General features: G+C 67.7%; 18 protein-coding genes and 2 pseudogenes. 10 read left to right on the top strand and 10 right to left on the bottom strand.

Annotated features, from left to right (window positions below):
• From ACFXDJ_RS15625 to ACFXDJ_RS15645, 5 genes and pseudogenes are all read left to right on the top strand, one after another.
• Positions 1–1434 carry an ISL3 family transposase gene (locus tag ACFXDJ_RS15625; RefSeq protein WP_384655375.1) on the top strand — a complete coding sequence of 478 codons (1434 nt, stop codon included), beginning with the start codon at positions 1–3 and terminating at the stop codon, positions 1432–1434.
• Positions 1365–1589, top strand: a complete 225-nt coding sequence (locus ACFXDJ_RS15630; RefSeq protein ID WP_384655372.1) for a transposase — start codon at positions 1365–1367, stop codon at positions 1587–1589. Before ACFXDJ_RS15625 ends, ACFXDJ_RS15630 begins: the two co-directional genes overlap by 70 nt.
• A gap of 208 nt (positions 1590–1797) precedes the next feature.
• Positions 1798–1893, top strand: a pseudogene (locus ACFXDJ_RS15635) (DUF6225 family protein); the annotation flags it as partial.
• A 266-nt stretch (positions 1894–2159) separates the two neighbouring features.
• On the top strand, positions 2160–2411 hold the full coding sequence (locus ACFXDJ_RS15640) for a hypothetical protein (protein WP_384655428.1): 252 nt from the start codon (positions 2160–2162) through the stop codon (positions 2409–2411).
• A gap of 174 nt (positions 2412–2585) precedes the next feature.
• On the top strand, positions 2586–3227 hold the full coding sequence (locus ACFXDJ_RS15645; protein WP_384655369.1) for a histidine phosphatase family protein: 642 nt from the start codon (positions 2586–2588) through the stop codon (positions 3225–3227).
• A gap of 6 nt (positions 3228–3233) precedes the next feature.
• Here ACFXDJ_RS15645 and ACFXDJ_RS15650 read toward each other — a convergent pair whose 3' ends face one another.
• Complete coding sequence (locus tag ACFXDJ_RS15650) at positions 3234–3407, bottom strand: hypothetical protein (protein ID WP_384849216.1); 174 nt, start codon at positions 3405–3407, stop codon at positions 3234–3236.
• A gap of 554 nt (positions 3408–3961) precedes the next feature.
• On the opposite strand from ACFXDJ_RS15650, the gene ACFXDJ_RS15655 reads away from it, so the two are divergent.
• Positions 3962–5080 (top strand): hypothetical protein, encoded by a 1119-nt coding sequence (locus ACFXDJ_RS15655; RefSeq protein ID WP_384655364.1) that lies wholly within the window; start codon positions 3962–3964, stop codon positions 5078–5080.
• Between the two features lie 169 nt (positions 5081–5249).
• Positions 5250–5714 carry a barstar family protein gene (locus tag ACFXDJ_RS15660; protein ID WP_384661667.1) on the top strand — a complete coding sequence of 155 codons (465 nt, stop codon included), beginning with the start codon at positions 5250–5252 and terminating at the stop codon, positions 5712–5714.
• A 7-nt stretch (positions 5715–5721) separates the two neighbouring features.
• Here the strand turns inward: ACFXDJ_RS15660 and ACFXDJ_RS15665 are convergent.
• Positions 5722–6287: pseudogene (locus tag ACFXDJ_RS15665) on the bottom strand (IS5 family transposase); the annotation flags it as partial.
• 110 nt (positions 6288–6397) lie between these two features.
• Between ACFXDJ_RS15665 and ACFXDJ_RS15670 the strand changes: the two are divergent.
• From ACFXDJ_RS15670 to ACFXDJ_RS15680, 3 genes are all read left to right on the top strand, one after another.
• The gene (locus tag ACFXDJ_RS15670; RefSeq protein ID WP_384661670.1) at positions 6398–6610 is read left to right on the top strand and encodes a hypothetical protein; all 213 of its coding nucleotides are present in this window, start codon (positions 6398–6400) and stop codon (positions 6608–6610) included.
• Positions 6611–6799: 189 nt separating this feature from the next.
• Entirely contained in the window at positions 6800–7294 is a 495-nt protein-coding gene (locus ACFXDJ_RS15675; RefSeq protein WP_384661672.1) for an RICIN domain-containing protein, read from the top strand.
• 942 nt (positions 7295–8236) lie between these two features.
• Positions 8237–9787 (top strand): hypothetical protein, encoded by a 1551-nt coding sequence (locus ACFXDJ_RS15680; protein ID WP_384661674.1) that lies wholly within the window; start codon positions 8237–8239, stop codon positions 9785–9787.
• Positions 9788–9836: 49 nt separating this feature from the next.
• Here the strand turns inward: ACFXDJ_RS15680 and ACFXDJ_RS15685 are convergent, their stop codons facing one another.
• From ACFXDJ_RS15685 to ACFXDJ_RS15720, 8 genes are all read right to left on the bottom strand, one after another.
• On the bottom strand, positions 9837–10580 hold the full coding sequence (locus ACFXDJ_RS15685) for a hypothetical protein (RefSeq protein WP_384661677.1): 744 nt from the start codon (positions 10578–10580) through the stop codon (positions 9837–9839).
• Between the two features lie 179 nt (positions 10581–10759).
• Positions 10760–11704, bottom strand: a complete 945-nt coding sequence (locus ACFXDJ_RS15690; protein WP_384661679.1) for a TniB family NTP-binding protein — start codon at positions 11702–11704, stop codon at positions 10760–10762.
• Between the two features lie 125 nt (positions 11705–11829).
• Positions 11830–12594 (bottom strand): Mu transposase C-terminal domain-containing protein, encoded by a 765-nt coding sequence (locus ACFXDJ_RS15695; protein ID WP_384661682.1) that lies wholly within the window; start codon positions 12592–12594, stop codon positions 11830–11832.
• 214 nt (positions 12595–12808) lie between these two features.
• Positions 12809–13123: a hypothetical protein gene (locus tag ACFXDJ_RS15700; RefSeq protein ID WP_384661685.1), complete on the bottom strand. Its 315-nt coding sequence runs from the start codon at positions 13121–13123 to the stop codon at positions 12809–12811.
• 69 nt (positions 13124–13192) lie between these two features.
• Complete coding sequence (locus tag ACFXDJ_RS15705) at positions 13193–13618, bottom strand: hypothetical protein (RefSeq protein WP_384661688.1); 426 nt, start codon at positions 13616–13618, stop codon at positions 13193–13195.
• A 70-nt stretch (positions 13619–13688) separates the two neighbouring features.
• Positions 13689–14165, bottom strand: coding sequence for a hypothetical protein (locus ACFXDJ_RS15710; RefSeq protein ID WP_384661691.1), 477 nt, complete (start codon positions 14163–14165; stop codon positions 13689–13691).
• A gap of 67 nt (positions 14166–14232) precedes the next feature.
• Positions 14233–14814, bottom strand: a complete 582-nt coding sequence (locus ACFXDJ_RS15715) for a DUF6262 family protein (protein WP_384849219.1) — start codon at positions 14812–14814, stop codon at positions 14233–14235.
• 251 nt (positions 14815–15065) lie between these two features.
• The gene (locus ACFXDJ_RS15720) at positions 15066–15827 is read right to left on the bottom strand and encodes a tyrosine-type recombinase/integrase (RefSeq protein WP_384659135.1); all 762 of its coding nucleotides are present in this window, start codon (positions 15825–15827) and stop codon (positions 15066–15068) included.
• Positions 15828–16792 lie beyond the last annotated feature (965 nt).

Consider the following 16792-nt stretch of genomic DNA (forward strand, 5'->3'; position numbering starts at 1 on the left):
ATGGGGTTGCGTGGGCTGTCGGGCGTCCTGTTTCCGGGGATTGAGCTGAGGATCGAACGAGTGCATGCTGCGGGCCGGATCCTGTTTGTCGACGCGGTTGGTACCGCTCCTCCTGGCCGTTGTCCGGACTGCGGAAACGGTGCACGACGGGTTCACAGTCGGTACTGGCGGCGGCTGGCTGATCGGCCTGTCGGCGGTCGAGAGGTGCTCGTCCGACTACGGGTGAGGCGGTTCCTCTGTGACGAGCTGAGGTGCCGCCGACGGACTTTCGTTGAGCAGATCGAAGGTTTCACGAGGTCACACGGTCAGTCGTCGGTGGCCATGCGTGATCTTGCGCGATTCGTGGCCGTCGAGCTTGGGGGCCGCCCGGGAGAACGTCTCTGCCGACGGCTGGCGTTGTCCGGCCGGCGGACTTCGCTCATCCGTCTGCTGTCGGCGCCGGTAGTGCCGACCCGGTCTCCTCGGGTCCTGGGAGTTGATGACTTTGCCTTCAGGCGTGGCCACACCTACGGAACGGTGCTCGTGGACGTGGAACGGGGCAAGCCGTTCGACGTTCTGCCCGACCGCAGCTCGGAAACTTTCCTTGCCTGGCTGGAGGCGCATCCCGGAGCGGAGGTCATCTGCCGTGACCGGGCCACCGGCTACACCCGCGCTATCAAGCAGGCCGCCACCGGGGCGATCGAAGTGGCCGACCGGTGGCATCTGCTGCAGAACCTATCCGTTGTGGTGGAGAAGACATGTCACCAGCACCGCAGCTGCCTGCGGAAACACGCTCAGGAGCTGGCTCGACCTGACGCCCCGGTCCCCGACACCTGGGTGCCGGATCAGCCGGCCACGCTGCCGAAGAGCGCCATCGTCGAGCGGACCCTCAACCGGCACGCAGACATCCTCGACCTGGTGGACAAAGGATGGACGATCAGCGCGATCGCGCGCCGCTTGGATATGGACCGCAAGACAGTGCGGCACTTCCGGGACACCGACCTCGCCGTGCTCATTGAATCCGCCCGGCATCGCCGAACGGGGCTCCTCACACCCTTTCACCCTTACCTCCAAGCCCGCTTCCACAACGGCTGCACGGACGCGAGCCGGCTCTTCCGCGAGGTCCGGGAGCGTGGATTCGGGGGCACGGTTCAGACGGTCCGCCGCTACGTCGCGACTCTTCGGGACGGCACTGCGATACCCGCGCCGGCGCCGATTCCGAGCCCCCGCGCGATCACGTCCTGGATCATGCGTCACCGTGAGTCGTTGAGCGAAGACGACGAGGTCCGCCTCGGCGAGGTCTGCCTGGCCTGCCCAGACATCTCCCGCGCCCGGGAGATCGCGCAGCGGTTCACCGAAATGGTCCGCGACCGCACCGGCCATCTGTGCCCGACTGGATCAGCGAAGCGGAGCGTGACGCACCTCAGCCGATCCGCGGGTTCGCCCGGTTCATGAAGTTCGACATCGACGCTGTGACAGCCGGCCTGACCTTGCAGTACAGCTCCGGCGTCGCAGAAGGCCACGTCAACCGCATCAAGACGATCAAGCGGCAGATGTACGGCCGAGCCTCGTTCCGCGTACTGAGAGCCCGAATCCTCATCCAGCCATAGCCATCACGGAAGCGCGGTCACAGCCGCGGAGGCTCTGGCCGGAGTTCCGTGAAATCCCAGATCAGAACGACTGCGGGGTCGGCCACGGCTGGCCGTCAGGTGTGGTGACTGAGCGGCTGGCCAGTACTGCGCCGAACGATTCGGCGGGCGGACGGGTTAGGCAGGGTGCCGCCGGGCGTACGGTCCGGCAGACGGAGGAGAGCAGAGGATGAGCAACCGTCGTATCAGCTCGGAGGGCTACCACCACACCGTCGAGGCATGGACGGTAGGCCGCTTAAGGAGAGCCTTGGCGGATGTGCCAGACGACACGGTTATGGCCGCGTCTATCCCACAGAGCCTGGCCCCACGCCCGAGCGGGTCAGCGCCTGGGGAGGACTGCGACTGGGGAGGACTGCGACTGGGTTTTGACCGACATCGAGGAGCCGCCGCCAGGCGCACCCGAGCCCATCATGCTGGTACTCGACCGGCCAACTGGACGGTACATCCATATCCACCGGGTGGAAGAGGAGGAAGAGTTGACGGACTGAGCAGCAACTGGGCACCGAATCATTCTGAGCGGCGCTCAACGGTATGGAGACCGGACAGTACGGCGTCGTCTCCACCGGCGGCACCAAGAAGATCGCCGAGCACGGCGGCAGCTCGGCCGACGATCTCAACGTCCCGCTGGTCATCTCGGGCGCCTCGACTCCTCGCGGACTGCGGCTGCCGGTGAAGGTCGAGACGAAGGAGATCGCGCCGACCGTCCTGAGCCTGCTCGGCCTCGACCCGTGCTCCCTTCAGGCCGTGCGCCAGGAGCACACCCGGACGCTGCTGGTCCGCTGACCCGACGGCGGCGTAGGGGAGGTCACGAGGCCTCCCCTACGCTGTCGATGTTGCTCCTCTGCGCTGATGGGACAGAGGCGCGCACCGAACGGGGAGTCGTGGGGCATGGGGTACGGGTACGAGGGGCGGTCTTCCGCGCTCAGTCGCCGCAGTGTGATCGGGGGCCTGGGGGCGATGTCGCTACTGCTGGCCGGCTGCGGCTCCAAGGGCGAGGGCGACGCCACGCCGCGGTCCGAGCAGGTCACGAGCCCGTCCCCGGGCACGACGCCCCGGGCGGACGGCACCGGCGGCAGCGGCAGCGGCGACCTGGTCGTGATGATCATCCGGCACGGTGAGAAGCCCACCGGCAGCGAGCCGGGCAAGGACGACAACGGCAAGCGGGACAGCCACTCCCTGACCGACCGGGGCTGGGCCCGGGCCGAAGCGCTGCCACGTCTGTTCGCCCCGCAGCCGGCCCCCGGCCTGGTGCGGCCCGCCAAGGTGTACGCCGCCACCGACCAGGGCCCGGACGCCGGCGGCCACCGGATGCGACAGACTGTCACCCCACTGGCGAAGCGGCTCGGCCTGACCGTCGATCTCACCTACGCCGAGTCGAAGGAAGCCGACCTGGCGGCGGCCGTCTCGGCGTCCTCCGGCCCCGTGCTGATCTGCTGGGAGCACTCCCGGATCCCCGAGATCGTGAAGGCCCTCGCCCCGCGGAGCGGGGCCCCCGCCGCCTGGCCGGACCGCTTCGACCTGGTCTGGGTGTTCACCCGCACCGCCGGTACGTGGTCGTTCAAGGAGGTCGACGAGCACCTCCTCGACTCGGACGCCTGAGTGCGGCTATTCGCGGATACCGGCCAGGTCGAGGGCGCGGGTGCGCAGGGCCAGTCGGGTAGGGACGGCGGTGGCCACCACGACCAAGACCTCCGCGGTGAACTCCACCGCCTCCAGGCGCACATCGACGTCCGGGAACAACACATCATCCAGCGAGCCGACCCCCCACCAACGAGGCATGCCCTGCCGGAACGTTCCCGCACACGAGCCCTGACCTCGGAAATCACGGAACTCCGGCCAGAGCCTTGGAAACGACCACCCCTACTCCTCGCCTCACTTGCTCCGTCTCTGAAGCGAGTGGGGAGCGAGCGCGAGCGCGGTCCAGGTGGTGGAGTCGGGGCCGACCGACTGCGGAGTGTGCGGGCCGTGCCGAGCGGTCAAGGGCGCCTTCGGCGGCGCTTCGCGCTGGGCTTCGCCCACCCTGGACAGCTCAGCCCGCCCCTGGACCTGGCTGGCTATCGGCCGGCCCCTCCGCTGTGCCGCGCGACCCCAGGTCAGCTCGCGCGTTGCTGGGGAGACTCAGTGAGCAGGTGTGGAGCCGCCCTGAGCACCGGGTGGCCGATTTCAGGAAGCGCCATCACCCCCGGCGGACGCCGGCCCGGGGTTGTGGTCGCGGGCGGTGGTGGAGGCTGCCGACCCGGAGGCGGTCCGGGCTGCGCTGCGGGGCCCGATCGGGGCCGGGGCGGCGGCAGTTCACGGAGGCCTTGGGGGCGCCGTTGCGGTGTCGGCCGAGGGTGACCGCTGCGGCGGTCGGGCACCTCGCCGGAGCTGGCCTGTTGGTCCGCCTCGGCGGCGACATGGAGTTCCCCGACGTCCACCCGGACCAGGTGGCCGCCCTCGCGCGCCGCCGGGACCTGCCCGCCCTCCTCGACCGGCACGTGCCCCTGGGCCCGTACCAGAGCGCGGTGCGCTTGGGTGTCCGTCGCGTGGACTTCGACCAGGTCGTCAGGCTCGGTTGGGTCGCCCCGGTGGGATCGGTGGAGATCGACTACAAGCGGCAGGGCGGCGTCACCACGGTGCCGCTGTACTCGGCCGAGGACGTTGCCCTGCTCCCTGTCGTCCGCCCCTGGGTCGACTGGCGGGCGGTGTACGCCGTCCCTGCGGGCCGCCGCTCCCCGCTCGCCGCCCTCACCTCGGTTGCCCCCGGCCGGGACAGGGTGCTGCTGCGGGAGGTGGCGCGGATGGCCCGGGTGGGCCGGGCCGCAGTGGCGAACTGGCGCCGCCGCCACGCAGACTTCCCCGCCCCGGCCGGCGGCACGGAGGTACATCCGCAGTTCGACCGGCCGGCGGTGGTCGCCTGGCTGCTCGACCACGACAAGATCGGGGTACCCGTGGCCATGCCGTCGGCCTCGCTGGTCCTGGTCGGCGCCGGGCACTGTACAGCTCGGTTCCGGCTCGATGACCCGCACCTGGTCCTGGCCGAGGACGCCGAAGGCGAGGACCAGCTGTCCGGGTGGTTCACGGACGCAGAGGCCAACGAGCTGGCGGCCGAGCATTTGGGGGCATCAGTGAGCCGGCTGACGGCGCCGGGCACGGGGCCGTTGGCGGTACTGGGAGAGGTGCGGGTGATCGAGCGGTTCTGGTCGGGGTCCGGCGGCCTGCGAGTCACGCTGGCCTGGCCCGCCGGCCTGCGCGGCACCGCAGAGGAGACTGCGGGCGGGGTAGTCCGGCACGGCGTGCCGTACGCCGGCTCGGCGCAGGGGTGCGCGTGCCGCCGGTACGACTGCGGGGGCCTGGTCCCGGTGTCCTGGTGCGCGGAGCACGGGGACGCAGCCGGCCCGGTGATGGAGTGGCACCCCGGGGGCGGAATCCGGTGCGCGGAACTGCGCACCCGATCGCTCACCAGTCACTGACCCGCCGGTTCAGCGGCCCGGCCGCCACCTAACTGGTGGCGGCCCGCGCTGCGTCCGTGCTGGCGCGCCGGCGGCTAGGCCGTTTCGTTTGGATCTAGACTTTGCTGCTCGCTGCCGTCACTGGCTTTGACGGCGGTGGATGTCCTGGGTCACTGGAGGGAGGACGGCCGTGGACTTCGCGCCCTGGGTGCATGTCGTTCTGGAGCAAGGTGCCCTGCCTGTCGATTTGCTGCTTCCCATGACCGGCGGGACGTACGTAGCGCGGCTCGACGGCCGGGAGATGCGCGACACGGACTCCGTCTTCCAGCAGTTTTACGACGGCTTGAAGCTGCCGGATTACTTCGGTTGGAACTGGGATGCCCTCTCCGACTGTCTGCGCGACCTGAAGTGGCTGCCCGCGGACCACTACGTACTGATCGTCGAGGCCGCGGATGAGGCACTCTCGGGCGATGCCGCCGAACGGCGGCTGCTCTTCAGGACGCTTCTACGGGCAGGACAGAGATGGTCCTCCACACAGCGGCCCGAGGGCATGGACCTCAGCAGGCTCGTAATCGTCATGTCCTGCGACGCAGCATCCGTCTCTGGCCTGCAGGCACAGCTGCGGTTGTGCTGGGAAGAGACGGTCTCGGCATAGAACGGCTTCATCTCGCAGACCAGAGGAAGATGCCTGCGACGTGGAGTCCGGCCAGGTAGATGGTCGCGGTCTTCTCATAGCGGGTGGCGATGCCGCGCCACTGCTTCAAGCGGTTGATGCACCGCTCGACGGTGTTGCGCTCCTTGTACGCCTCGCGGTCGAAAGCCGGGGGCCGGCCACCGCGGCTGCCTCGACGCAGTCGATGGCCCCGCTAGTCCGCCGGGATGAGGATCACCGCCCGGATACCGCGCTTGCTCAGGTGGTCGCGAATGGCGCGTGAGGAGTACGCCTTGTCGGCTAGGACTACATCCGGCCTGGTGCGAGGTCTGCCGCGCCGGCGTGGGACGCGCAGTCTGGCCATGATGTCCGGGAAGGCAGGTGCGTCGCCGGCCTGGCTGGCGGTGAGCACGAAGGCCAACAGCCGGCAGCCGCGGTCGGCAGCGAGGTGAATTGTGGTCAGTCCGCCGCGCGAACGGCCGATGGCATGGTCACCGGGCTCGTCGGCCGGGGCCCCTTCTTGCGGGCCCCGGCCGCGTGCTGGTGGGCACGCACGATCGTCGAGTCCACAGACACGGTTGTCCGCTCTGCGGACGTCATCGGCCTGGCTCGCCCGTCCGGCGGGAGGAGCCTGGCCGCGTCGCCGGGCAGCGTCTTCCCGTCCGGCATGGCCACAGGGGCACCAGATGAACGAGCCGAGTTCGTTCTTCCTCCTGGCCGCCTGGATGACCAACGCCCCGGCGGCGCACCCCTTGCGGGCGATGTTCGATATCACCCTGGACAGCGATGCCCCGAGCAGCTGCCTCCCTTCGATCCTCGGGGCGGTCGACAGCATGATTGGCACCCGGTCCATGTCCAGCAGCCCCTCGGACGAGCGGCGCCTACAGCGTCTCGGGTAGGGCCACCACCAGTCGGCTCGAATGAAAGCGAGAGATCGCACCGAAAGGGACGTGGATCGTTGCCGGGAAGCTTCAAGATCAAGTTAGGATGTGGTTGATCGTTGAGGGCTGGAGGTGCCACCCTCATGAGGTGGGGGGAGTATTATGCTGAGTATTTCACGTTGGGTTCGCCGGGTGTGTGGTGTAGTTATGGCGGTGGCTGCCATAACTGTATTCCTTCCGGCTTCGTCAGCGTCCGCGAGCTGGACCGTTGAAACACTGTATGCCTCACACAGTTCGAAATGTCTTGAGATTGCCGACTGGCGTAGCGACAATGGCGCTCCTGCTCGGCAGTGGAACTGTGGTGGCGGGGGGCAGGCAAATCAGGCCTGGGTTTTCACTTATGTAGGTGATTCCGCGAATCATGTTGTGACTCTGCGGAACGTAAACAGTGGCAAGTGTCTTGAGATTGCCGACTGGCGTAGCGACGATGGCGCTCCTGCTCGGCAGTGGGATTGTACGGGTGGGGCGAACCAGCAGTTCTATCTCTGGCCGAACCCCAAGGGATCTGGGTATGCCCTCCTTGCGCAACACACTGACAAGTGCCTTGAAGTTGCCGACTGGAGTCAGGCTAATGGGGCTGAGGTAAGGCAGTGGACGTGTGGCGCGGGTCCGCAGTGGAACCAGCTTTGGCAGACCCAGTAGCCCTGACGGACAGGTGGGTGATGGTAGGCGACTCTCTGACCCCGCATAAAACCTGATGCGAGGCGAAGGGTGGTTCCGGACCAGGCTGCCCGCATAGCGGGCTGGCCCTGGAGGCAGAGCCGGAAGAGCCGGGGTGGGGGGAGCGAAGCGGACCCCACCCCAACGGGCCGGAGGCCCGGACCCCGTGAAACTGGGTCACCCTGGCCCGCGTAGCGGGCCGTTCGGGGTGTAGCGAAGCGAAACCCCGAACCTGTCCGGAGTGAAGAGTAGGTGGGGGAGCGGAGCGAGACCCGTCCCATCGGGCCGGAGGCCCGGACCCCGTGAAACGGGGTCACTTCCCGCGCGAAGTGCGGGAGCCTGGGCCGCGCACCGGCTCCGCTCTGGTGGAGCGCAGCGGAACCAGAGTCAGTCCGGAGCGTAGGACATCCCTACAGCTGCTCGCCGCCGGTGTGACCGGGCATCGGTGTAGTGACTGTGCCGGGCATTGGACCTGGGGGTGTTCAGTTTGACTGGTCCTGCTGTCGGCTGGATTGGTTGGAGGTGCTGGGTCGTGGCCCCTCGGGTTGATGTTGCCTGGCTCGGCCTTGAGGGTGTGAACTGCGGTTTTCGCAGGTTGGGTGAATTCCGCCGTTGTGCTCAGTTGTGTTGGATTTCTGTGCAGGTGTACTGGGCGCCCTAAAAGAGCATTCGTCGTCATCTGCTGCACGCAGCGGCTCATGCTTCAGATGGCTGCTGGCTGCGTGGGCGTCCTGAGATGGTGTGGTGGTGAACGCACACCGTCGATTGAGTGAGCACCCCAAGCGAGCTGCTCTTGATCCGTCCGCGACGACGTTTCAGTCCATAGCTGAGACCGAGTGGCCTTCGGTCGTGTCTCTCTGGGGACCACGTGCTATCGAGAACGCCATCGCCCAGTGTCCGCTGCCGGGCGGCACGATGACTCCGTTGGAGGCAGGCCAGTACTTCACGTCCGTACGCGAGGCCCTGGAGGCGGATCTGTGTGCTCTGGCGCAGTCGTACTCGCCCGTGCAGTGGTTGTGGTACCTACGCCGTCTGCCTGATCTCTTCGATGGCGCCCTGGCCACAACCGGCCCGTACGACCGGGGTCTGATGGAGATCATGGCGGCCACCAGCCGTAAGACCTGCCCGGGTCTTCCTCGTGAGCAGCAGCAGATCGCGTTCCCGGTCACCGATGGCGTCGTACGCCGGGTTCTGCGCTTTGCGGCAACGACGGTTGTCCTCAGCGATGTCCACTCCCGGCTGCGCCAAGCAGGCAAGGGAATGTCCTTCGAGCCAGCTGGCGCCCTGCTGCCTGCGCATCTTCCCGATCGGGCATTGAGTGACGCGATCGCGCTATATGACCAGCGGGTGGCCGAGCACGGTGCCGGCTTGCTTGCCCCGGGTACAAGGGTCCTGTCTGGCGATCACCGAGACGGGGACCCGCTCCTGGCCCTCGTCGCCCGCAGTCTGCCTGCCTGGCAAGGAGTTCCTTCATGGCAGGGCGTTCCTCGTGACAAGAAGCCGATCACGGTCTGGGGCCGCTATGTCCCTGACGGTTTGTCTCTCGGGAATCTGCGTGCGCTATTGGCACTCACCAACCGCCATCCTGGGCAGTGGTGGCAGCCCCAGCTTCCAGCTCTCGTCGCGTTGCTCCAGGCACTCATCATTTACATGAATGCCTACACCTCCAACGGGTGGATCAGCCTGTCCCGCTACGGCTACGTGTCCCTACGACGGAACATCCTGACCGACATGCTCACTCGTGCTCTGCCGATGCTGCGAGAGGATCTCGATGCCTGGTTCCCAACCCAGCCCCTGAGCGACGCGGATCAGGTGCTGGAGCTGCTGGAGGGCCTGTCGGGCACCATTTGGCCACTGACCCCATCGCCAGTCTTGTACCAGGCAGGCGAGGACGTGCTGGTGGACTTCGACGCAGCAACCCGCCATCTACTGCGCCTGTGCACGATTGCTCCGCCTGGGCAGGGCCCTGTCGTCAACATCCGCGGTGACCATTTTGAGGAGACGGTGCAGGACCTCATCAACGAGTCTCCATGGTGTCCCTCACCCAGAGTTCCACTCCGAGGACTCAAGCCCAAACTGATTGGTGGGTCCGCTTTCACTGACCTGGACGCCGTTGGCGATTGGGGCGACACCCTGCTGATCGTCTCGTGCAAGAGCCGCCCCTACACCGAGACGTACGACGCTGGGGATCACAGTGCTGTCCGTAGTGTCAGCACCCTCGTGGAGGGCGCAGTAGGCAAGTGGCAGACGGTTTTGAGCAAGCTTCGGGAGAATCCCCAGGGAGCCAACTACGACGTGCGGGGCTACCGTCGAATCCTTGGCGTGGTGTGCCTTCCCCACGTTCCCTACACGCCCCTGGGCTCATCGACCGAGGTCATCGATATCAGCCCAAGCGGGGTCTCGCTGCGGATGTCCAACAGTTACGAAGAGCTGTACAGGTGGCTCCATGGGTATGCAACGCCAGCGCGGCAATAGAGCTTGGCGTGTCTTTGACCTGCCATGAGGCTGCGGTACGGGTCTTTGCTCAGCAGGTGTGGGCGTGGATCCATTGCCAGAGGAGGTCGTCTGGTGCGGGGGTGAGGCGGGCGAGGCCGAGGTTGTGGGCGGTGTGGCCGAGGAATGCCTTCCGCGTCTTTTGGCGCGCGGTGGGGTCAAGGTGGTGGGGGAGTCGGGTGTGGGCGAGGTGGCGGGCGAGGGCGACGGTTTCGGGGTAGGTGACCGTGTCGCGTCCGGCCAGGGCCCAGGACCGGCCGGCGGCGGGTGGCGGGTTGGTGCGGGCGAGGCGGGCGAGGCGGGTGTGCCAGCGGTGGGTGAGGTGTTGCTGGTGGTCGTACCAGTCGGTTGTGATCGCTGAGGCCCAGATCCAGGCCACGAGAGCATTGGGTCGGCGCTGGAGCCGTCGGTGGTTATGGTGGGCGGCCGTGAGTTCGGGCAGCGCACTGGTGTTGAGGGTGTGGGGTTCCTGGCGCGGGGTGAACCACTGGTGGTGGCGTGGGCAAAGACGCTGGTACTCGGGGTAGAAGGCCCATGCCTGGCTGCTGGTCCCGTGTGTACGGCGCAGAGTGCACTCCCGACAGGTCCGGGTGGGCTGTGAGGCGTACTCGAGGGTGTGCCAGCGGGCCGTGGGCAAGTGCGCGGTGTCAGGGCTGGCGTGCTTCTTGTGGAGCAGGAGCCTGTCCTGCGGGAGGTGCTGGTGGGGGATACGGGTGAAGGCGGCGAGGCGGTGGAGGGCGGTAGGGGAGAGGGCGATCTCGCCGGCTCCGGGCATGCGGTCCGGATGGCCGTGGACGCGGACGCCAATCCCTTCGAGGAGCTGACGCGCGCCCAGTTGATAGCAGGTGGCGAGGCGGTGGAGGTAGGACGCGGTGGATTCGTGGGGGAGCGGTCTGACGCGTAGAGCGCCCGACGCTGGCGGCGGTGCCTGTCCCGGCGTTGCGGAGACTGTTGTCATTGCGGGCTCCGGCGGGAGGAGGGCTGCCCTCGTTCCGGCGCACCGGGTTGGGCGCGGCGTTGGCGAGCGCGGTGTGGGGATGCCGGCCGGTGGTGTTCTTCGGCGATGTGGTCGAGGACGACGGCGTCCAGGCTGGCTTTGGTGATGCGTTCGGTGCCGTTGAGGATCGCTGTGATGGCGGCCTGGCGCAGGAGCCGGGCGAGGCTCCCGATGCGTCCACCGGTCCGCGCGTGGAGGTACGGCGCCAGGCGCACCAGGCTTCCGGGCCGGTGTCCGCTCAGGTCCAGGCAAGGTTCCATGGCCGCGACGAGGTCGCGGAACGGTTGGCTGGTGCCGCGACGGGCGGGAATGATGTCGCAGTCGATGAGGGTGGTACGGCCGGCGAGCTGCACACCTCCCGTCCCGGTGAACAGAGGCGTGGTGGTGACATCGATGCCGGCGTAGACGAACGTCGCGGCGATACGTTCGGTGAGGTCTTTGAGGAGGTCAATGGCTTCGGCGCCGGTAGTGGTGCGGGGGTTGAGCCGATGGATCTCGTCGATCATGATGAGTTGGACGCCTGCTCTGGTGTAGGTATCGCAGACCGCGCTCATGATCTGTGCCTGAGTCATGCGGGTGGTAATCGGGATACCGAGGAAGCGGGCGAACTCCCCAACCAGGGTCTTCGCGCTCGCCCCGGGCGGGACAAGGATGTAAGCCACGGGTAGCCGGTCGCGGATACCGGTACGGGCCATCTCGGCGAGGTGGCAGGTCCTCCCGACCTGCAGGAGCGCGGTGGTTTTCCCGGTGGTCGGGGGACCGGTGACGATCAGACAGGGACGGGCGTTCGCCTCCTGATGACGACTCAGGACCATCAGGATCCGCACAGTCTGGGAGATCGACTCGATGGCCGGGGTGCGTACGGTGACGAACTGGGAGTGGTAGGCGAGATGCTCTTCCACGCTGCGCGGCGCTGCTCCCGGGGTGGGAGGCGCAGGAGGCGGGGTGTCGACGAACCGCTGCCAGCCCTGCCAAGTCGCCGGTGACGGATGGCCGACGGTATAGGTGTCCTGTGCCGGTTAGGGGTTCACCACTGTTCGGCCTCCCGCTGCGCGTCGTAGACGCCGAACCCGCCGGCTGCCGCGGCCTGGGTCCAGTCTTGGTCCTCTGCGCTGTCGTCAGCCTCGTCGAGGTCGTCCAGGCTTTCCGCGTCGGTGCTGGCGGGTGCAGAGTCGGCGGCCTGGCGCTCTGGGTGCCTGCCGTCTTCTGGACCCTCCGGGTGGTCCGGCACGGGTGTAATGACACCCTCAAGGGTGGCTGGCCGAGCAGGGACGTCGGCGTTGCTCTGGCTACTGCCCGCACTTGTCTTCACGCCCGCTTCCGAGCGGGAGTCTGATCCGGTGCGGGCGCGCGTGAGAATGTCGCTGAGTGCTTCGGCGAGATCGGCCTCGTACTGCTCGGTGTCACCTCGTCGCCCGACCTCCACCTTCAGGTGCTGCCAGGTGTGGTCGCTGAACGGCTGATCGACGTAGTCGTGGTGGATCCAGGGGATCTCGCAGAGTTCTCCGTCCGGGAGGCGGACCCAGACCTGCCGTGCGTCGTGAGGGTTGTGGTGGACTTCCCATTTCCCGCCGCGTGCCTGGACACCGGAGGAATGCCCACGGTGCGGGTTCAGGACGCCGGCGTCGTAGGTGCGGTGGTCGATACGGATACCGCGGTCAGTGATCTGCTGCCAGCGTGTGGGCAGCAGCTCGACGTAGTCGCGCCCGGTCAGCGGGACGGGGAGGTATCCGCATGCCTCGATGAGCGCGGCCCACATCTCGTTCGGTGACAACGAGGCCTTGGCCATCATCGGATGCCGTAACCCGTCATGAGGCCGGGGCTGCCAGCCAAATTTACCGACCGCAGGAGCTCGGATACCGGCTCTGAACTGCGACGATTCATAGACTACATGTCCGTGACGGTGCCTCACGCACTTCTGGTGTCGCCCGATGGGATGGTTCTCGAGTTCGTCGGCTGAGATGGTCCTGGAGCCCGTCCCGGTCCAACAACCAGTCCGACCCGGTTCAGCAGGAACGCAGTTCGATCTGCTCGCGTGTAGCCGCCCAGACGCCCTCGAACTCCTCGACTGACAGCCACTGGGGTTCATGCCCTTCCCATTCCTGGAAGGGCAGCTCCGCGGTCAGCCCGTACTTGGCTTCGTACTCCGCGAGACGGCTGGTCTCCTGCGCGTGTAGCCACTCGTCGAGTGACGCCGCCGCCAGGGGCGTCCGGTCGGGTTCCTGGAGCTCGACCTGTCGGGTCACTTGTCCGTCGGCATCGAGTTCGAAGTAGAACCAAATGCCTTCTTCATCCCAGTAACAGCGGAGCCACTTCTTCACCCGACCACGATAAGTCGCGCCTGCGACAAGGGCTGACCCGGCTCCGCGCGTGCCAGCTTCCGAGGCTGGTCAAGGGTCTGAGGGCGCGTCGACTGCTCCGGCTGAGCGGAGCGCGCGGCCGAGGTCTCCGACGAGAATCCGCGGGTGGCGGCGCCACCACCACATGTCGTCGGGATCGAAACGGCTGATTGAGTGGAACTGGGACAGTGCCTGGCCGTCGTCGAAGGCGGTCGCTGCCCGGAAGCGGTCGTCGAGTTCCTGGATCCGCTGGTTCCAGGCCACGAGCACGTGCCCAGGCAGGAGAACCCACGCCTCGTGGAGCCAGTTCCGGCTGTAGAGGTCGTTGGTGTACTCGTCGATGAAGTCCTCGTAGCCGTTCTCGACGGTCCCGACGAGCGAGGCCCACTGGTCAACCATCTCTGTGACGGTGAACGCCTTGCGCCAGCCGCGCCCGTGCAGCACCTCGCCTGCGACTTGGTTGTCCTGGGGCTCCATGCTGGGGATGTTCGCATGACCCCGGCTGGTGCGGCTACTGGCTTTCCCCGGCTTCGAGACCGGGGGCTGTTCAGGTATCGCGCCCGATTTGACGCGTCCAGACCGGGAACGGCGGCGGCACGGCTTCCGCCCGGTCCTGGCCATCGGACTCGAATGATGTGAGTTCGGTCCACGGCACCGAGCCGGGATCACTGTCGTCGAGGAAGCTGGTGATGATCGGTTCGAGCGTCTCGGTCAGCACGTAGTTGCCACCGAACGGGAGCGATTCCGGGGGCTGGGAGGAAGTCGAACAGCGCAGTTGTCCGGCTTGCTCGTCGTGCCAGACGTAGAAGGTGGCGGACCCGTGCAGACCGAGGGCCCGGATGCGGTCACGCAACGCCCTCGCTGTGCTCTCGAAGGCGGCAGCCACCTCCTCCACGGACAGCGTCGCCCGCTCCTCGGCGTCGGCGCTGAGATGCCAGGTGTTGGTCTGCGACTCGGTCGCCTGGTTGCCCGGGTCCAGGACCAAGGGCTCGTCCGCGACCTCTGCGATGAACGTCAACAGCATCGGCCAAGTCTGCATTACCCCCGGTGGCCGCCCCGCCACGGGCGCGGCGGCCACCGGTCACGTCGGATCAGCCCGCCGGAGCCGCGATCTGGGCTTCAAGGTCGGCGACGCGGCGGTCCTGGAAGCGGAGGTTGGAGCGGGCTGCCTTGAGTCGTTCGTCGAGGGTGCGGTTGTCGGTGGTGAGCTGGCGGACGCGCTGCTTGAGGGTGGTGTTCTCGGTGGTGATCCGTTGGAGGGTTTCTTCTGTCCACTCGGCTTGCAAGTCGCGGACCTGGCCAAGGAGTTCACCGATTCGGATGCGCTGGGACTGGATCTCGGCGTGGGCGGCCTTGAGGGCTTCCTCGGCGTTCAGCGCGCGTTCACGCCAGGTCGCCTCGCGCTCGTCCTCCTGCTCGGCGAGGCTTCGGTGGCGGTGGTCGCCGGCCTCGGCCAGCGCTGCGGCGACAGCGGCTCTGGCTTCGGGGTTGTCGTAGAGGAAGGTGCGGGAGACGTCCGCGCGGCGGGCGACAGCGGCGACGCTGACCTGGGCCTTCTCCCGGCGGAGGCGGGTGATGGCCTCACGGACGCGTCCGAGCGCGGTCTGTGTCTTGCGGTGCCGAGCGGCGAGAGCCGCGGCGGTGCGGTCCCGGGGGATGGTGTTGGTGTTCATGCGACCTGCCCTGCCATGTCGTCCGCGCACTCCGAGCCGGCCTCGGCGAGGTCTGCCGCGCGGAACGCGGTGGACCAGATCCGCTGAAAGTAGTCCTGGGGTTTGCGCAGGTCCAGGGCAAGGGCGTCGTCGAGGAGGCCCAGTCCGGCGAGGGCTTTCTCAAGGCCGTCGATGGCGCGAGCGGTGGGCTCGAAGTAGCGGTGGAGGTAGTCGGCGGTGGTGTCGTCTGGGGCGCCTTCGGCCAGCAGCCGCTACTGCTCGCGCTTGCGCCGCCAGTAGAGGAGGTCGGCGCCGGAGAGAACGAACTTGTCGCAGTTGTGGCAGTCGAGGTTCCACGGGCAGGCGCCGCCGTCGACGACGGGTTGGAAGGTGCAGAAGCCGCCCTTGGCCGGGGTGCTGCGGCGGGACAGGTCGACGGCGATGGCCTGGGCCTGCTCGCGGGTGAGCGGCGTCGTCGGTTCGGTGAGGAGTTCGCCGGGGCTGGCGGTGCCGGGGCCAGCGACCCAGACGTGCTGCAGGACGTCCTCCAGGTCGGACTGGGTCAGGTGGATGTAGTGCTCGGCCATCCGCTCGGAGACGTGGCCGAGGTAGCGGCGGACGTGGGTCAAGGTCGCGCCGGCCCGCAGCAGGCTGGTCGCCAGCGAGTGGCGGGCCTGGTGGGGAACCCCGCGGCCGATGTCGAGGTCGTCGATCCAGGGCTTGAAGCCCTTGTGGAACCACTTGTAGCTCAGCGGCTGACGTCCGTCGCGGTTGCGGATGTTGGTGGGGAACAGCGCCATGTGGGCGCGTTCCTCGACGTCGGGCGGCCGGTTGTTCCGGGCCTCGAACAAGGTCAGGGTCTTGTGCTGGCGGACTTCCAAGAGCTGGTGGACGCGCTCGGGGATCCGCAGGGCCTGGTCGTAGTTGCCGACTTTGGTCTGGTCGTGCCAGAGCATCGGCAGCCCGCCGTAGCGGCCGAGGCAGTCAAGGCGGAGATGGAGGACCTCGCCGCAGCGGCGGCCGGTGACGAGGATGGTCTCCCAGGCGTCCTCAAGCCGCGGTCGAACGGGTCGTGGGTCTCGGCGAGCCGGCTCAGGTTGGTCTCATCGGCGAGCGCGCGGGCGACACTGTCGGCGAACGGCTGCCGAGAGCGGCTGATCATCCGCCCCGGGGCAGGCATGGCCGCGATGAAGGCCCGGTCCAGGCCGAGGCGTTCGGCCTCCCCCGACTCCAGTGCGCCGCGCAGGAGCCGCCGTGTGCGGTGGAAGACGCGCTGTCGGGTGTTGGCGGTCACGATCGACGGCTTGCCGTGGACGCCTCTGGCCGCCAGCGAGACGAGGCCGTCCCGCTCGCGTTGCCGCTGGTCGGCGACGAACTGGTGCATGTGGTCGGCCGTCAGAGCCCGCGGGTCGTGGCCGCCGGCGGGAGCGTGGAGTTCCAGGAAGGTGCTCAGCTCCAGACCGGCTCGGCGCATGTCGTCGAAGGTGCCTCCACTGCGCGGGCAGCTGGGAGAACGCAGGATCGCGACCAAGTGGTCCCAGATCAGGTCGCGCAGCCATCGCTGGGAGACGCCGGTGAGGTCCATGTGGACCGAGCGGCCGGTCAGTTTCCGCCCGAAGTGCTCGGTGAGGATGTATCCGAGCTCGCGCGTCTCGGTCGGCGTCACGTAGAGGGGTTGCAGCCAGTCGGTCACGGCCCGGGCAATGTGGACTGCCTCGCGGCTGACCGCCTTCTGCAGAAGCCGTTCCTCCTCGGGACCCGTGTCCGTCAGCGACCGCAGGCCGTGCTCGCGGGCGAAGTTTGCCAGGCCTTGCCAGGTGACCAGTTCCCAGCGGCCGTGCGCCTTCTGGGTATAGGCGAACATGCCCCACTTGATCTCGGCCCGCAGCAGCGGATGTAGGCCCCGGAGGTTGACCTGCGCGGGGCGGAGCACGGCCGGGGCGGTCGCGCACCAGCGCTGGAAGGCGTGCCTGTCCTGGTAGCTGACCGGCGCGACCAG

This window comes from Streptomyces sp. NPDC059443 (assembly GCF_042750105.1).
Taxonomy (GTDB): Bacteria; Actinomycetota; Actinomycetes; order Streptomycetales; family Streptomycetaceae; genus Streptomyces.

What these genes read in the sequence shown, in the direction of transcription:
- ACFXDJ_RS15640 (WP_384655428.1), top strand. Translation starts at nt 2,160, where the DNA reads ATGGAGACCGGACAGTACGGCGTCGTCTCCACCGGCGGCACCAAGAAG.
- ACFXDJ_RS15645 (WP_384655369.1), top strand. Translation starts at nt 2,586, where the DNA reads ATGTCGCTACTGCTGGCCGGCTGCGGCTCCAAGGGCGAGGGCGACGCC.
- ACFXDJ_RS15705 (WP_384661688.1), bottom strand. Translation starts at nt 13,618, where the DNA reads ATGGAGCCCCAGGACAACCAAGTCGCAGGCGAGGTGCTGCACGGGCGC.
- ACFXDJ_RS15710 (WP_384661691.1), bottom strand. Translation starts at nt 14,165, where the DNA reads ATGCTGTTGACGTTCATCGCAGAGGTCGCGGACGAGCCCTTGGTCCTG.
- ACFXDJ_RS15650 (WP_384849216.1), bottom strand. Translation starts at nt 3,407, where the DNA reads ATGCCTCGTTGGTGGGGGGTCGGCTCGCTGGATGATGTGTTGTTCCCG.
- ACFXDJ_RS15695 (WP_384661682.1), bottom strand. Translation starts at nt 12,594, where the DNA reads ATGATGGCCAAGGCCTCGTTGTCACCGAACGAGATGTGGGCCGCGCTC.
- ACFXDJ_RS15715 (WP_384849219.1), bottom strand. Translation starts at nt 14,814, where the DNA reads ATGAACACCAACACCATCCCCCGGGACCGCACCGCCGCGGCTCTCGCC.
- ACFXDJ_RS15670 (WP_384661670.1), top strand. Translation starts at nt 6,398, where the DNA reads ATGAACGAGCCGAGTTCGTTCTTCCTCCTGGCCGCCTGGATGACCAAC.
- ACFXDJ_RS15625 (WP_384655375.1), top strand. Translation starts at nt 1, where the DNA reads ATGGGGTTGCGTGGGCTGTCGGGCGTCCTGTTTCCGGGGATTGAGCTG.
- ACFXDJ_RS15685 (WP_384661677.1), bottom strand. Translation starts at nt 10,580, where the DNA reads ATGCCCGGAGCCGGCGAGATCGCCCTCTCCCCTACCGCCCTCCACCGC.
- ACFXDJ_RS15675 (WP_384661672.1), top strand. Translation starts at nt 6,800, where the DNA reads ATGGCGGTGGCTGCCATAACTGTATTCCTTCCGGCTTCGTCAGCGTCC.